A 13,818-nucleotide genomic window follows, 5' to 3' on the forward strand; every position below is an offset into this window, starting at 1 on the left:
ACACGGCAGGATAGTGAGTGGTCACTCGCCCCGGTTCCCCGGGCGACTGACGGCACGGCCAACACTCGTTTGCGACGGTAACGAGTTGCGGCCGTCGGGCGGGGTTCACGGGTTGGGTTCGCGAGAGCGCGGGTTGCAAGCCTAGTGATCAATCACTAGGCTCGTGAGGTGGCGGTCGTCGAGCTCTGACGGCTGGAGCGCGAGTCGACGTCCTTGCCGCGGGAGCGGACCACTTCCACATCACGTGGAGATCAGCGCCGATTGACAGACCTGCCCAGATGGACGCCGGTGGACTACGGCGGAGTCACCGTGCTGCGGGCGACGAATGCCGGTGCCTACCCCTACGGCAACTCCGTCGTCGTCCGGGGGCGCGCGCCAGTATGCTCGTAGACCCGTCGCTCGCGGTCGGCGAGCGCGGCGCGCCGAGTGCCGACGCGGTGGTCGTCAGTCATGCCCACGAGGACCACCTCGTCGCCATCGACCAGCTGCCCGCCCCGGTCCATGTCCACGAGGCGGATGTGGCGGCGGTTCGGTCCTTCGAGGTCCTGCTCGCCGGGTCCGGTCTGCCGGAGGAGGCGGCCCGGGAGTTCGGGAGATCGCTCGCCTCGGACTTTCACGTTCGGAGTCGACCGGACGCGCTCGCCGTCGCGGACGGCCACCGCTTCGAGCTCGGTGGACGCACCGCGACCGTTGTGCACCTGCCTGGCCATACGGCGGAGCACTGCAGTCTGCTGGTCGAGCCCGACGGCTTCTTTTACGTCGCCGACATCGACCTCTCCTCCCTCGGACCGTTCCACGGTGACGTCGGGAGCAGCCTCGCGGACTTCGAGCGCTCGCTGGAGGGCTGCGGTGCCGTCGAAGCCCGGTGGTACGGCACCTTCCACCACAAGGGTGTGATCGACGGTCGAGGTAGTTCCGTCGCCGGTTGACGGCTTATCGGGAGGTCGTCGTGCGTCGGGACAGCGCTCTGCGCGAGTTCCTCGCCGAGCCCCACACCCTGGCCGACATGGTCGACCACCGGTTCGTCTACCGCAAGCACGTCGAGGCGCCATACGTGGACACCGTCGAGGCACGCACGGCGACGCAGCATCTGGCTCGTCTGGTGCGATCTGGCGCGGTCACCGAGGTCGAACCCGGCCCGGCTAGGCTAGGAGCAGACATGCAGGTGCCGAGATCCTGGGGCGGACGGTGAACGCTCTCCGAACGCGTCCTGGTCGACCTCGATCTCGCGACGGCCTCGACCGCCAGGTGGCCCGAGCTCGCCACATGTGCTCGGGCCGCAACGGTCAGGCGCGTGAGCCTGGACCCGCCGTCCAGACCTCCAGATCGGCCAGACTCGCGAGCCGGTGCTTCTGCATCTTTCCGCTCGCCGTGGCCGGGAGCGCCTCCACGACGTGCCACTCGACCGGAATCTTCTGCTTGGCGAGCCTGCGCTCCACCAGGTACTCGAGCAGTGGCTGCACCCCCGCCGCCCGTGTGGGTTCATCGAGCACCACCCAGGCGCCGACCGCCTCCCCGAGACGCTCGTCCGCGATCGCGGTCACGGCGACCTTCTCCACGCCGGGGTGCGACCCGACCACCATCTCGATGTCCATCGTGGAGAACTTCTCGCCGCCCCGGTTGACGATGTCCTTGGTGCGCCCCACCATCTGGACCCAGCCCTGCTCGTCGATCCGGCCGACGTCGCCCGGGTAGAACCAGCCGTTCTCGTCGATCTGCTCGGCGCTCACCACGGGGTCGGTGTAGGCGTCGAGCAGCTGCGGTCCGCGGATCCGGAACCGGCCGATCGTGCCCGGCGGGACGAGGTTGCCGTCGTCGTCGACTGCTTCCATCTCCATTCCCCGCAGCAGCCTGCCGTCCCACTCGCGGCGGCGCTCCAGCGGGTCGGTCCGCGCCGCCCCCGCCAGGACCCCGGCGGTCTCGGTCATGCCGTAACACCGCACGACCGACACGCCCGCGGCGGCGGCGCGGTCGACGAGCTCGGGGGCGAGGGCCGCGCCCGCCGCGGCATAGGTCGTGAGTCGGTAGCGCTCCGCCGGCAGCGTCTCGTAGCGCTGCACGAGGTCGGCGATGAACACCGTCGCCCCCATCATCAGCGTGACGCCCTCGGCCTCGATCAGGGCGAGCGCCTCGTCGGGCGCCCAACCGGGCATGATCACCGAGCGACCGCCCAGGAAGGTCGGGAACACCACGGCGGCGATGAACCCGCCCAGGTGCGACAGCGGTGTGGCCGCGAGGGTCACCGTGTGTTCGCCCGCCTCCAGGACGTCCTGGAAGTTCACCATGTGCGCCACGACCGCGCGGCTGGAGAGCATCGCCCCCTTCGGGGCCGCCGTGGTGCCCGAGGTGTACAGCAGGAGCACCGGGTCCTCGGGCGCCCGGGGCGCGGGGAGCGGCTCGTCGGTGAGGGCGTCCACGGTGGGCACCGTGCTCCAGCCCTCCGGCATGCCCCCCACCGCATACCGGACGACGGGCTTCTGCCCGAGCTCGTCGAGCAGGGTGTCGAGCTCGGTCGTGGGGACCCGCGAGCCGAGCGAGATCGTGGTGCAGACCGCGGCGGGCGCGCAGTCGCCGATGATCTGGCGCATCTCGTGCTCGCGGTAGATCGGCACCACGGGCACGTCGACCGCCCCGGCCCGGAACGCGGCGATCTGCAGGACGAGCGCCTCGAGGCAGTTGGGCAGCAGGACGAGCACCCGGTCACCGGGGCGCACACCGCGGCGGACGAGGTCCTGGGCGACCGCGCGCGTCCACCTCTCGAATTCGCCATAGGTGACCCGGCGGCCTTCGAACAGGAACAGCTCGCGGTCCGGGTGGGCTGCAGCCCGGTCGGCCACGAGCTGGGCCAGGTCGGTGTCGGTCCACAGTCCGGTGGCACGGTAGCCGGCGTGGCGGTACGCGGTCGCGAGTTCAGCGGGGGTTGCATCGGTCGTCATCGACGAGCTCCTGGAACGGGGGCTGGGCCCGGAAGTGTCGCCGCGACGCTACCGAAGTTAACGACGGCTAGGCAAGGTGTCCGTTTCTGTTCGCTCAGTCGAACGGTCCTCTGGCCCGCTCAGTCCTGATAGAGCGCCCGACGGCGCTCGGTGGCCGCCGCGATGGCCTCGGTCAGGTCCGTCGAGAAGAGCATCCCGGCATTCCAGGTCGCGACTTGGTCGAGCGCGTCGGCGACGGTGTGGTCGCGGCCGTAGGTGATCGCGTGCTTCGTCCCACGCAGCGTGAGCGGCGACTTGGCGGCGAGCTCCGCGGCGACCTCGGCCACTCCGGCGGTCAGGGAGTCGAGGTCCGGGTACGCCCGGTTGACCAGCCGTAGCGTCGCAGCCTCGGCGCCGGACACGGCGCGCGCGGTGTAGGCGAGCTCGCGCGCCACGCCCTCGCCGACGATGTGCGGCAATCGTTGCAGCGTCCCCACGTCGGCCACAACGGCCATGTCGATCTCCTTCACGACGAACCGGGCGTCCTCGGTGGCGTAGCGCAGGTCGCACGCCGTGACGAGGTCCATGCCCGCGCCGATGCAGGCCCCGTGCACCGCTGCGATCACCGGCACCCGGCAGCGCTCGACGCTGCTGATCACCGCCTGCAGGTCCAGGATCACCCGCCGGAGCGCTTCCGCGGCACGCGCGGGGTCGGGGTCGTCGGGCCGCAGGGTCGCCAGCATGCTGAGGTCGATCCCGGAGCAGAAGTGCCGTCCGTTGCCGGACAGCACCACCACCCGCACGGCGGGGTCGGCGTCGAGCTCCTCGACGGCGGCCCGCAGCTCCCGCCACAGGCGCTGGTCGAGGGCGTTGGCCTGCCCGGGGCGGTCGAGGCGGAGCTGTGCCACGCCGTCCTTGGTATCCACGGAGAGTGCGGTGGGCTCCATCGCGGTCGTCCTCTCGGTTGTCGTGCGAGGTGTGCCGAGCGTGGCTGCGACACTACTCAGTGAATCGTAACTAGGACGACGTTGTCGGCCGGAGGTGCGGTCGAGCATCCGGGCCGTAGGTCAGGGATCCGGACCGAGAGCGACCGCAAAGGCTGCGAGGCGCACGTCCTCAGTAGCCCGGAGGTTCGCTCCATCAGGCGCCGGGCCACAGCGGTCCAGTCCCGGAGCTCGTCGAGCACGCGGCGGAAGTAGGACCGGATCGTCCGATGCCGCAAGGCCGCGAGCCCGCTCGCAGCGAAGTCGGCCCACTGTGCCAGCTGCTCGGGCTTCCCGATGTTGTTCCCGAATGCTGTGAGGAGAAGCTGGCCGCAGTCGCCCGCGGCACTGGTCCGAGCCCACTTCCTGCTGGGAACGGTGGCAGCGGGTCCAGCAGCCCAGTCCGAGGACGTGGCCAGGTGCGTCGGGCGTGCGACGTCGAACGGGAGGTCGGGCCGCGGACGCTTCGCGTGGCCACGCCGACGGTATTCGAGCGCGACCCGGACTCGCAGGACTACCCGCGAACGGGGTGGCCGCCGTCGTCGGGCGGGCGAACAGCGATGGCCCCCTCGCGGCGGGCGTGCCCCGCGCCATGCACGGCCCAGGTCGCGGTCAAGGTCGAGCCCGTGGGCGTTCGCGAGCACGGCTGCGGCCAGGTTCGAGAGATGGACAGCCGGGCGGGTTGACCACAGCAGCTGAGGCCACACCCGGGCGACCGCGGCGGCCGGTCACGCAGCCGACCGTCCGCGGTGCGCGGTAGTCCTGGATCGGTGGTCCAGACGGCCACCACCGCCATAGGCATGCCCGCCGCGAACGACGAGCGCCACCGCAGCATCACGCTCAGTCGCGGCGGCGGCTCGGGCCGTCCGCAGGCTGTCAGCAGGTCGGGGACCGCTAACGACGTCGGGGTCGCCGAGTCCGTGGTAGCGGTCGGCGAAACGCCTGACGCAGAGTCAGCGCGAGCCGCCTCGTGCGGTCCACGCCGTTGAGCACCGGGCCGCCCTTCGGGTACTGCCGCTGCCAGATCGCGAGAGCCTGCAGCGGGCTCGCCCCTCCGCTGGGGCCCGCCGGGACGTGCACCTCGTGGCCGCGAAACCGTAGCGTCCGAGGCCGGACGACATCGAGAGCAGGGCCCGCCAGATCCTCGGCCGCCAGCTGCACACCGCGCTCCCGAGGAGAGGCGACGAGCCGGGCAGCGACCATGCCGGTGCGCAGAGGTCGAGGTCCGAGGCGTCCGCGGCCCCTGCAGGGTGGCCGCCGGCTGCGGCAGCCGGGCGGACGGCCCATAGCTGCGGCCCGACTGAATCCCCGAGCCGTGGCCTACCGAGAGGCCGGTCGCGTCCAGGAAGGTGGCCCCGCGCGGTCGAGTCCGTCAGCCGGGAGAGCCCCTGCAGCGGCGAGACCAGGAAAGAGGGTTCCACCTTGAACCCGTCGGCCACCGAGGCGACCGGCGGCGCGAGCACAGTTGCGCGCAGCAGCCGACCGAGCACTCCTGGGCGGTCAGTAGGCCGAGCAGGGCCCCCACCGGACCACCGGCGGCACCCTGCTCAAGACCGAGCAGCGCATGCGCCAGGAGAGGCACTACTTCTTCGAGAACACCCGCCGCTGGCGCAACCTCCGCAAGATCACCATCGCCGAGGTGCACGGCAAGGTCTACTCGGCCGCGTTGATGATGATGTGGAGCTGCGACCTGATCGTCGCGGCGGAGGGCACCACGTTCGCCGACGTCGTCGGCACCCGGATGGGGATGTGCGGCGTCGAGTACTTCGCCCACCCCTGGGAGTTCGGCGCCCGCAAGACCAAGGAGCTGCTGCTCACCGGCGACTCGATCGACGCCGAGGAGGCGCACGCGCTCGGCATGGTGTCCAAGGTGTGGGCGCGCGAGGACCTGGCGGAGAACACCGAGGCGTTCGAAGCGCATCGCCCGCACCCCGTCGATGACCGCGCTGCTGGTCAAGGAGTCTGTCAACCAGACCCAGGACAACCAGAGCTTCCACAACGCCCTGCAGGCCTGCTTCACCCTGCACCAGCTCAACCACGCGCACTGGGGTGAGATCCACGGTGAGCAGGTCGCTCGGGCCCACGAGTCCGACGGCGTGCCGAACTGGAAGAACGCGGGCCCGGTGCTGCCCGCCGTGAAGGACCGCGTCTCCGCCGTCCCGGCCGAGCCGCACAGGGCCTGATGGACCTCGACCCCACCGACGGGCAGGCCCTCCTGCTGGACACGAGTGCCCGGTTCGTCGACGACCGGATGCCGATCGAGGCGGTCCGCGCGTTCGCCGACGGGGCGCCGCTCGACCCCGGCTACGTGGCGGCGGCGGCACAGCTCGGCTGGTTCGCGATGTTCGTCGACGAGGACCTCGGCGGCGGGAGCGTCTCCGGCGACCCGGTTGCCGACGCCGTGCTGCTCGCGCAGCTGCGCGGCGCACGGCTGCAGCCGGAGCCCTTCGCCGCCACCAACACCGTCGCCGGCGCCTTGAGCGGACAGGACGCCATCCTCTCCGAGCTCGCCGCGGGCAAGGCCTCCGCGACCGTCGCCGTGGCTGGCGACGCACTCTGGGACGACGGCTTGCGCGCCGAGCGTTCCGGGCCCGACCTCGTGCTCAGCGGCACCGTAGTCGTCGACGACCCGGCGGCGTCGTGGGCGCTGCTCACCGCGACGCTCGAGGGCGACGCGGTCCAGACGCTGGTCCCGACCGAGTCGCTGCCGCGCATCGCGCTGGGGTGTCTCGACGTGACCCGGCGGCTCGCCGCGTTGTCCCTCGATGCGGTGCGGGTCCCGGCGGCTGCCCTCGTCCCACATGCCGTGGAGCGCACCCGCACGCTGGCCACCCTGTTGTCCGTGGCGGACTCGGTCGGCGCGATGGACCGGCTGTTCACGATGACCCGGCAGTACGCGCTGGACCGCATCGCGTTCGGCCGCCCCATCGACTCGTTCCAGGCGCACAAGCACCTGCTCGCGGACGTCAGCCTGGTCGTGGAGTCGGCGAAGGCGGTGCTGGCCGCCGCCACTCGCGCGGTGTCCGCGGACGCGCCCCACGCCGGGGAGGTGGCGAGCATCGCCAAGGTCTACGTGGGCGGGCGCGCCGCCCGGTTCGGCCAGGACTGTCTGCAGGTACACGGCGGGATCGGGTTCGCGTGGGAGCACGACTTGCACCTCTACCTGCGCCGGATCACCGCGAACGCCGCGCTGTGCGGCACCGTCGACCGGCACCGCGACCGGATCGTCGCCGCCCACGCGGAGGAGCTCCGATGACACCGTTGGACGAGTTCCGCGCCGAGGTCCGGGCCTGGCTGCCCGCGAACCTCGACCGACGCGGCACCGCGACCCCGGACCCGCACACGCCCGGGCACGTCGCCGAGCACCGCGCGAGGCTGAGCAGCTGGGTGACGGTGACCCGGTCCTTCCCCGCTGCGCCGAACTCGGGCCAGTAGGTCGCGACCGGCGCGTCGAGGTCGAGCACGCCGCGCTTGGCCAACAGATGGACCAGGACGGACGTCGCGCCCTTGGTCGCGGAGAACACGATCCCGGTGGTATCGCGCTGCCAGGGGGCGGCCGGTCGCCGGATCGGCGATCCCGCCCTACAGGTCGACCATCGGGACGCCGTCCCGGTAGACGGCCACGGCCGCTCCGACGTCGCCCCGGTCGCTGAAGTTGGCCTCGAACGCGCTCCGCACCGGCTCGGAGCCGGGTGCGACGTCGCCGTGGATCTCGGGTCGTGCGGGCACTGGTGCCACCTCCGTGCTCGGCTGTCGAGATCGGACGTTAGGTCGGTTCGCGGCTGCGGGACACCCCCGAAGGACACGTTGCCGTGGCAGCGCGCCGTCGGGCTCGGAGGCCACCGGTGACCGCATCGCCCGGCGAGCTGGTCGCCGAGCTGCGGGCCGTCGTCGCGACGATCGACGGCCGGTGCTGCGCGGACGGCTGGTGGAGTGCTACGACCGGCTGTCCGCCCCGGCTCCGCGGCACTTGGCCCGTCCCTCACCGCGCGCGAGGTCGAGGTCCTGCGCGGCGTCGCGCTGGGGCTAGACAACGCGAGGATCGCCGCCCGGCTCGGTACGTCGCTCGGCGGGGTGAAGGGGCAGCTGCACCGGGCCAAGGCGGCCCTGAGTGCTCGCACGAGGCTGGAAGCGGTGAGCGCTGCGCGTGCCGTCGGACAGCTTCCGTGAGCGCCGCGCCGGCGATGCCGCCGGTCGCGTTCGGCGATCCGGCCCGGCGCGAGGAGCTCCGCGAGCTCTTCGCGGACCTGCGGCTCGCGGCCGCGCACACCTCGCGCCCCGCGCATCGGGCGCGGCTGCAGGCCCTGGCGGCAAGTGCTCCTGGCAGCCCAGGGGCCACGGCGTGCGCCCGCCACGGTCCTGACCCCGCGCGAGCTCGACGTCCTGTCGCTGGTGGCGGTCGGATGGCGCAACCGGGAGATCGCCGCCGCCCTCGGCGTGGCCGAGGAGACGGTGAAGGGATACTTAGCCGCCGTCCTGCGCAAGCTGGGCGCGCGGCGCCGGGAGCAGGCGGTCCTGCTCGCCCGACCAGGGCCTCGTCCCCTAAGGGGTCGCGGGGCCCGCCAGCGCGGCGCGAATCGGGCGCATGTCGGGGTAGCCGCTGATCGACCAGGCTCCGTCGACGAACAGGTTGGCGCCGGACACATACGCGGCGTCGTCCGATCCGAGGTAGAGCGGCGCGGCCGCGATGTCCTCGGGTGTCACCACGGTCCGCATCGGGATGCGGTCCAGGAAGGTCGACCGTGCGCCGGGAACCGTCATCAGCGCCGCGGCGAGCGGGGTGTCGGTAGGTCCGAGGGACACCGTGTTGACCCGGACGCCCTGCTCCCCGAGCTCTAGGTGTACTGCTCACTGAGGTTGAGTACGGCGACACGGCTGGGATGATCTTGAAATGGGTGAGGGCCTCCAGGTCCGGTGTGGATTACGACATCTGCACCGACGACCTGGAAGGCCCTCATGCCCCACCGTAATGCCCCACTGTCCGAGACCGGAGGTCTACGGCTGGCCAGGTGTGTCGTCGACGGCGGCTGGCCGCTGCGCCGGGCCGCTGAGCGGTTCCAGGTCGCGGTTACCACAGCCAAGCGCTGGGCCGATCGCTACCGGCTCTACGGCGAGGCCGGCATAGTCGACCGCTCCAGCCGCCCGCACCACAGCCCGCGGCGCACCCCGACCCGCCTGGAGCGGCGGATCATCAAGGTGCGCGTCGTGCGCCGCTGGGGCCCGGCCCGCATCGCCGCGCTGCTTCGCATCGCGGCCTCGACCGTGCACCGGGTCCTGCGCCGCTTCGGGCTGCCCCGGCTGGCCGAGCTCGACCGCGCCACCGGGCAGCTGATCCGCCGCCCGGTCGTGCGCCGCTACGAGCACCCCCACCCCGGCGACCTGGTCCACGTCGATGTCAAGAAGCTGGGCAACATCCCCGACTGCGGTGGCCACCGCATCCTGGGCCGCGCCGACGGCAAGCGCAACCGGCCCGCGGGGTGGGCTACGCCTACCTGCACAGCGCGCTCGATGACCACTCCCGGCTGGCCTACACCGAGATCCACACCGACGAGCGCCGTGAGACCGCGGTGGCGTTCTGGACCCGCGCCCGGGCGTTCTTCGCCGCCGCCGGCGTGCCGGTCGCGCGGGTATTGACCGACAACGGGGCTTGCTACCGCTCCCGGCTCTGGCGTGAGCAACTCGCCGCGGCCGGCATCAGCCACAAACGCACCCGCGCCTATCGGCCCCAGACCAACGGCAAGGTCGAACGCTTCCACCGCACCCTGCTCGACGAATGGGCCTACGCCCGCCCCTATCGGACCGAGTCCGAGCGTCGAGCCGCCCTACCCGGCTGGCTGCACTTCTACAATCACCACCGCGGACACACCGGAATCGGCGGCCATCCACCCGCCAGCCGCGTCCCCAACCTGTCCGGGCAGAACATCTAGGGCGCCACACGCGGAGAGCATGGCGACGCCGGCCTTGGCGGCGCAGTGGGCGGACCCGCCGCGCATCGGGATGGCCGAATTCAGCGACGCGAGGTTGACGATCGCGCCACCACCCGCGGCCTGCATCGCGCGGCCCTCGTGCTTCATCCCGAGCATCACGCCGGTCAGGCAGATCCGATCACGCGGTTCCAGGTGTCGAGCTCCTGCTCGACGATCGCGCTCCCGCCGCCCAGCCCGGCGGCGTTGAACGCGACGTCCAGACGACCCCCGTGGTGACCGCTCGGTCGACCAGGCCCACGACGGCCGCCTCGTCGGTGACGTCCATCGGGAACGCCACCAGCCGTTCGTCGAGCTCGTCCGCGAGCCGGGCCAGGAGGTCGGCGTTGAGATCACCCGCGACGACGAGCGCCCCCTCGGCGTGCAGCCTGCGGACGATGGCGGCTCCGATTCCGGACGCGCCGCCGGTCACGACCGCGACCTTTCCGCGGTATCGGTCGGTGACGGGCAGGTGGGGGTCAGGCATGATCTCCTCATCGAGAGGTGCGTCGGGCGGGCTGCGCGAGGAACGACCCGAGGTACCCGGATCGGAAGGGGTCGGAGGCCCCGGGACTCATCCGGTGATGCCTTCAGCGAGGCAGCCGCCGAGGGGATGGACGCGAGCGCGCCGTCTGGAGACGCAGCGTGCGTTGGCCGAGGCGGCCGACCGTCCGCTGCCGGACGTGTTGAAGCAGGACTACCGAGTTGGCATGCGCTTTCTGAACGGCACCGACCCGGTCGAGGGCATGCGCGTCGTGCTGTTCGACAAGGAGGACCGACCGCAGTGGTCGCCCGCCGCCCTCGCCGACGTCACCCCGCACGACGTCGCGCGACACTTCGCCGACCCTGGGCCCCCGAGGAGCTGGACATCCGGGCGGGGCTCCGGGCGCAGGGCTGAGCTGCGTATCGGCATCCGGTACTCCTGGGCGACGTAGAGAAGTTCGTCCCGCGTGCGCGCAGTGCGAGGGCTCGATGAGGGCGTCGACTCGTGTGGATAATCCATCGCCATCGCGCGCGTCGGTGTCGCGAAGGTCCTTCGCCCGGTCTCCCTGTGGCAGCGCCATCTATCGCGAAGCGAGGGTCTCCACCCAAGGCCGACCGGGGACCACAGCGTCGACGCCGTCGACCTTAGCGGTTTCGAAGAACCCGCGATGTCGCATCTGCACGTCGGCAGTCAGCTCGTCGATTCGGCGGACCGGGGCCATCGGCACCTTGTACCGCTGGGCGAGGTCGAGCAGCTCGTCCCGCGTATGCGCGCTCAGCCATGGCGCCACCAGTGCGTCCACCTCGTCCGGGTAGTCGATCGCCATCGCCCGCGCGTCTGTGTAGCGAGGGTCCTTCGACCAAGCCGGGTTCCCCATCATCTCGAGGAAGCGGTCCCACTCCGGCGCGGTCCGGGCGATCAGCGCGACGTACCCGTCCTTGCAGGGGAACAAGCCGAAGGGCCAGCGCCCCCCGGACCCGGGCGCGCGCCTGCCGTCCCGCACGAGCTCGATGTCGTAGTAGGTCCCGACCGCTCCATAGATCCGGACGTAGGAGGCGAGGACCTCGGCGCCGCTGATCTCGACGAGCGCCCCGGTCCCCGAGGTGCGGGCCCGCCACACCGCGGCGGCGGTCGCGCCCGCGCCGCTGATCCCCAGCTGCAGCTCGCCGAGGCCATAGGGGACCAGCAGCGGCTCGCGGTCCGGGTAGCCGGTGAGGTGCAGGAACCCGGACGCCGCCTGCATCGCGGCCTCGCCCGCGGCGAGCCCGGCGCGCGGTCCTGTGCGGCCGAGGGCCGACAGCAGCGTCACGACGAGGCGGGGGTACCGCTCCCGCAGCTTGGCTGGGTCGAGGCCGATCTCGGCCAGCTCGGCGTCGGTCAGGTCGGTGACGAGCACCTCGGCGCCGGCGAGCAGCTCGGCCGCGGTGGCCCGCGTGGACGTCTTGCGCCGGTCGAAGTAGGTATCGGCCTCGGCGTCGGACACCCGCACCACGGTGGCCCCGACGTCAGCCAGGAGCTTGCCCGCGAACCGCGCGGCCCGGGTGCCGGCGACTTCGACGACGGTCACGCCGGACATGGAGTCGTACATCAGTAGAGCACCTTCTCGGTCTCGAGCTCCGCGATCTCCTCCGGCGTGAGGCCGAGCTCGGCCATCACGGCGGCGGTGTCGTGGCCGAACAGCGGGGACGAGGCGCGGACGCGGGGGACCGCCCCGTCCAGGTGCCACGGGATGCTGGAGGTGGTGAGCGGGCCCAGCACCGGGTGCTCGACCTGCTGGAACAGTCCGCGGTCGCGGAAGCCCGCGTCGGCCACGACCTCGTCGGGGCTGAGCACCGCGGTGGCCCGGATCCCGCGAGCCCGCAGGGCGGCGACCAGCTCCGCGCGTCCGGACGCCTGGCCGAGCAGGTCCCGGTGGGCGTCGCCGTGGGCGGGCAGGTCCTCGAGCACCACCCAGCCGCCGTCGGCGCACGGCACGACCTCGCGGCTGCCCGCGGGCGTCGCGTTCCCGACCGGACCGGGCGCCTTGCCGGTGCGGGCGTACTCGATCATGGCCTCGCCGACGAGGGCGGCGCAGGCCTCGGTCTGGGACAGGTCGATGTGGCGCCCGCCGCCGGTCTCGGTCCGCCCGTTGAGCGCGGCGAGTGCCAGGTAGGCCCCGTAGAAGGAGCAGTTCAGGTCGGCGAGCGCGGTCGCGGAGGCGCCGACGACGTCCCCGTCCTCGTAGCCGATGAGACCCTCGATGCCGGCCAGCGAGCTCATGATCGGCGCGTACGCGCGCTGACTGCTCAGCGGCCCGTCCTGGCCGTAGCCTGTAGCGGACACCACGATCAGGCGCGGGTTGCGCTCCAGCAGGCCGTCGACGGACAGGCCGAGTCGCTCGAGCCAGCCAGGCGCGAAGTTCTGCACGAAGGCGTCCGCGGTGTCCAGGAGCCGAAGAAAGAGGTCCTTGCCGCGGGAAGACTTGAGATCGAGCCGGATGCTGCGCTTGCTCGCGCTGGCCTCGTGCAGCAGGCCGAACCCCTCGAGCCGCAGGGTCTCCTCGTCGGCGATCCCGGCCTTCGCGCTGTTGGGCACCCGGACCCGGTTGACGTCGAGTTTGGCCCGGGACTCGATCTTGATCACGTCAGCGCCTAGCTCGGCCAGTATCCGCCCGGTCAACGGAGCCGCCACCCCGGTCGTCACCTCGACCACCCGTAGCCCCGCGAGCCAGTCGAGGTCGGCGACGGCCACGGTGCTGTCCCCGGATAAATGTTTCGTTGCCCCAAGCATTTTCCGATAGTGCGAGGCCGGTGACGGCAATGTCAAGAGACTCAGTCGGGCTGCGTGCTGCGCCGTGTGCGGCGGACCCGGTCCGAGCGCGGCGGCACGCGCGGCCAAATCTCGGGGTCTGCACCGGCGATCTGCCACAGCGCGGGGAGTGCGGCGGCGAGGGCAATCCGTTCGTGGTCTCCCAGTTCCGCGATCCGCCGGGTGAGCCACTCGTTGCGCAGCGCCCGGCTCTCTCGCAGGGCCCGCCTGCCCTCGTCGGTAATGCTCACCAGAACCTGCCTGCGGTCCTCGGTGCCGTTGTGCTTGCGGACCAGCCCCGCCTTGACGAGCCGGCCGACGATCTCGGTCATCGTCGACACCGCCCGGCCGTCGGCGTTCGCCAGGTCTGTGATCGGCAACGCCTCGACCGCAGTGAGTTGACTGAGCACCAGGCTCTGGGGGGCGGTCAACGCCATCGGCCCGGTCGTCTCACGGAGTCTGCTCCCGATCATGGTGAGCGGGATGCGACTGGCCGCAGCGACCTGCTCGGTCGTCAGGGTAGCGGGGTTCCGTTCGGCGACGAGGCGGATCAGGTCGCGATCGAGGTCGGGGGCAGCGTCCGCGCTCATGGGCTCAAGCGTATCGGGGTCCGAAGCACTCCGGGCGGTCTCGGGCTCCTTGACACGGTCGGACGGATCGGCGACAGTCCACATGTGGTTCGTGCA

General features: G+C 71.8%; 16 protein-coding genes and 4 pseudogenes. 9 read left to right on the plus strand and 11 right to left on the minus strand.

Annotated elements, in window-relative coordinates:
* Positions 1 to 380 precede the first annotated feature (380 nt).
* Together AB0B41_RS07680 and AB0B41_RS07685 are read left to right on the plus strand one after the other, a co-directional pair.
* Positions 381 to 929: an MBL fold metallo-hydrolase gene (locus tag AB0B41_RS07680; RefSeq protein ID WP_358200257.1), complete on the plus strand. Its 549-nt coding sequence runs from the start codon at positions 381 to 383 to the stop codon at positions 927 to 929.
* A gap of 20 nt (positions 930 to 949) precedes the next feature.
* A complete protein-coding gene (locus AB0B41_RS07685; RefSeq protein ID WP_358200166.1) occupies positions 950 to 1,192 on the plus strand; it encodes a hypothetical protein in 243 nt (80 codons plus the stop codon).
* Positions 1,193 to 1,286: 94 nt separating this feature from the next.
* Here the strand turns inward: AB0B41_RS07685 and AB0B41_RS07690 are convergent, their stop codons facing one another.
* The 3 genes from AB0B41_RS07690 to AB0B41_RS07700 all read right to left on the minus strand — a co-directional run bounded on the left by AB0B41_RS07690 (position 1,287) and on the right by AB0B41_RS07700 (position 5,185).
* Positions 1,287 to 2,936 (minus strand): class I adenylate-forming enzyme family protein, encoded by a 1,650-nt coding sequence (locus tag AB0B41_RS07690; RefSeq protein ID WP_358200168.1) that lies wholly within the window; start codon positions 2,934 to 2,936, stop codon positions 1,287 to 1,289.
* A 119-nt stretch (positions 2,937 to 3,055) separates the two neighbouring features.
* Entirely contained in the window at positions 3,056 to 3,862 is an 807-nt protein-coding gene (locus AB0B41_RS07695; RefSeq protein WP_358200170.1) for a crotonase/enoyl-CoA hydratase family protein, read from the minus strand.
* A 930-nt stretch (positions 3,863 to 4,792) separates the two neighbouring features.
* Positions 4,793 to 5,185, minus strand: a complete 393-nt coding sequence (locus tag AB0B41_RS07700) for a gamma-glutamyltransferase (RefSeq protein WP_358200172.1) — start codon at positions 5,183 to 5,185, stop codon at positions 4,793 to 4,795.
* Between the two features lie 256 nt (positions 5,186 to 5,441).
* On the opposite strand from AB0B41_RS07700, the gene AB0B41_RS07705 reads away from it, so the two are divergent.
* The 3 genes from AB0B41_RS07705 to AB0B41_RS07715 all read left to right on the plus strand — a co-directional run bounded on the left by AB0B41_RS07705 (position 5,442) and on the right by AB0B41_RS07715 (position 7,333).
* A complete protein-coding gene (locus AB0B41_RS07705) occupies positions 5,442 to 5,951 on the plus strand; it encodes an enoyl-CoA hydratase-related protein (protein WP_358200259.1) in 510 nt (169 codons plus the stop codon).
* Between the two features lie 129 nt (positions 5,952 to 6,080).
* Positions 6,081 to 7,154 (plus strand): acyl-CoA dehydrogenase family protein, encoded by a 1,074-nt coding sequence (locus tag AB0B41_RS07710; protein ID WP_358200174.1) that lies wholly within the window; start codon positions 6,081 to 6,083, stop codon positions 7,152 to 7,154.
* Positions 7,151 to 7,333 carry a hypothetical protein gene (locus tag AB0B41_RS07715; RefSeq protein WP_358200265.1) on the plus strand — a complete coding sequence of 61 codons (183 nt, stop codon included), beginning with the start codon at positions 7,151 to 7,153 and terminating at the stop codon, positions 7,331 to 7,333. Before AB0B41_RS07710 ends, AB0B41_RS07715 begins: the two co-directional genes overlap by 4 nt.
* On the opposite strand, the pseudogene AB0B41_RS07720 reads toward AB0B41_RS07715, so the two are convergent.
* Both AB0B41_RS07720 and AB0B41_RS07725 read right to left on the minus strand, forming a co-directional pair.
* Positions 7,333 to 7,422 (minus strand): annotated as a pseudogene (locus tag AB0B41_RS07720) (serine hydrolase); the annotation flags it as partial. The gene AB0B41_RS07715 and the pseudogene AB0B41_RS07720 overlap by 1 nt on opposite strands.
* Before the next feature lie 58 nt (positions 7,423 to 7,480).
* Positions 7,481 to 7,627, minus strand: a complete 147-nt coding sequence (locus tag AB0B41_RS07725; protein WP_358200176.1) for a hypothetical protein — start codon at positions 7,625 to 7,627, stop codon at positions 7,481 to 7,483.
* A gap of 204 nt (positions 7,628 to 7,831) precedes the next feature.
* Here AB0B41_RS07725 and AB0B41_RS07730 point away from each other — a divergent pair, with 204 nt between their 5' ends.
* Positions 7,832 to 8,068: a helix-turn-helix transcriptional regulator gene (locus AB0B41_RS07730; RefSeq protein ID WP_358200178.1), complete on the plus strand. Its 237-nt coding sequence runs from the start codon at positions 7,832 to 7,834 to the stop codon at positions 8,066 to 8,068.
* A 144-nt stretch (positions 8,069 to 8,212) separates the two neighbouring features.
* Positions 8,213 to 8,410 (plus strand): annotated as a pseudogene (locus tag AB0B41_RS07735) (helix-turn-helix transcriptional regulator); the annotation flags it as partial.
* Positions 8,411 to 8,440: 30 nt separating this feature from the next.
* Here AB0B41_RS07735 and AB0B41_RS07740 read toward each other — a convergent pair.
* Positions 8,441 to 8,725: pseudogene (locus AB0B41_RS07740) on the minus strand (SDR family oxidoreductase); the annotation flags it as partial.
* A 129-nt stretch (positions 8,726 to 8,854) separates the two neighbouring features.
* Here AB0B41_RS07740 and AB0B41_RS07745 point away from each other — a divergent pair.
* A pseudogene (locus AB0B41_RS07745) lies at positions 8,855 to 9,825 on the plus strand (IS481 family transposase).
* Here AB0B41_RS07745 and AB0B41_RS07750 read toward each other — a convergent pair.
* Positions 9,721 to 9,981 (minus strand): SDR family NAD(P)-dependent oxidoreductase, encoded by a 261-nt coding sequence (locus AB0B41_RS07750; RefSeq protein WP_358200261.1) that lies wholly within the window; start codon positions 9,979 to 9,981, stop codon positions 9,721 to 9,723. The pseudogene AB0B41_RS07745 and the gene AB0B41_RS07750 overlap by 105 nt on opposite strands.
* Positions 9,982 to 10,003: 22 nt before the next feature.
* Positions 10,004 to 10,348: an SDR family NAD(P)-dependent oxidoreductase gene (locus AB0B41_RS07755; protein WP_358200180.1), complete on the minus strand. Its 345-nt coding sequence runs from the start codon at positions 10,346 to 10,348 to the stop codon at positions 10,004 to 10,006.
* A gap of 97 nt (positions 10,349 to 10,445) precedes the next feature.
* Here AB0B41_RS07755 and AB0B41_RS07760 point away from each other — a divergent pair, with 97 nt between their 5' ends.
* On the plus strand, positions 10,446 to 10,796 hold the full coding sequence (locus tag AB0B41_RS07760) for an enoyl-CoA hydratase/isomerase family protein (protein ID WP_358200182.1): 351 nt from the start codon (positions 10,446 to 10,448) through the stop codon (positions 10,794 to 10,796).
* A 129-nt stretch (positions 10,797 to 10,925) separates the two neighbouring features.
* Here AB0B41_RS07760 and AB0B41_RS07765 read toward each other — a convergent pair whose 3' ends face one another.
* The 3 genes from AB0B41_RS07765 to AB0B41_RS07775 form a co-directional block, all read right to left on the minus strand.
* Complete coding sequence (locus AB0B41_RS07765) at positions 10,926 to 11,933, minus strand: CoA transferase (protein ID WP_358200184.1); 1,008 nt, start codon at positions 11,931 to 11,933, stop codon at positions 10,926 to 10,928.
* Entirely contained in the window at positions 11,933 to 13,075 is a 1,143-nt protein-coding gene (locus AB0B41_RS07770) for a CoA transferase (RefSeq protein ID WP_358200186.1), read from the minus strand. The genes AB0B41_RS07765 and AB0B41_RS07770 overlap by 1 nt, the downstream gene beginning before the upstream one ends.
* An 80-nt stretch (positions 13,076 to 13,155) precedes the next feature.
* Complete coding sequence (locus AB0B41_RS07775; protein WP_358200188.1) at positions 13,156 to 13,806, minus strand: MarR family transcriptional regulator; 651 nt, start codon at positions 13,804 to 13,806, stop codon at positions 13,156 to 13,158.
* Between the last annotated feature and the right edge of the window lie 12 nt (positions 13,807 to 13,818).

Origin of the sequence: Pseudonocardia sp. NPDC049154 (genome assembly GCF_040648315.1) — a bacterium.
Lineage (GTDB): Bacteria > Actinomycetota > Actinomycetes > Mycobacteriales > Pseudonocardiaceae > Pseudonocardia.